At 71.1% G+C, this 256-nt stretch carries 1 pseudogene; it reads left to right on the top strand.

Annotation, left to right across the window (positions count from 1 at the left end):
• Positions 1-256: pseudogene (locus ACPYOG_RS19980) on the top strand (precorrin-4 C(11)-methyltransferase); the annotation flags it as partial.

Below are 256 nucleotides of genomic sequence, written 5' to 3' on the forward strand. Positions count from 1 at the left end.
ATCCGGCACGTCCGTCGCATCGCCGCAGAGCTCGTCGGGGACTACGGGTCGGGCTGCCCCGTCGTCGTCGTCGCGAACGCCGAGCAGCCGGACCAGCTCGTCCTGAGTGGCACCCTGGCCGACATCGCCGACTCGGTCGAGGAGGCGGGCCTGCGTCAGGCCGCCGTCATCCTCGTCGGGCACGCCCTCGGCGCCCGCGAGACCGACGACTTCGTCGACTCCCACCTCTACGGAACGCGAATCACCGGTCCACAGT

Source organism: Leifsonia sp. HAY1-4F (assembly GCF_056755275.1).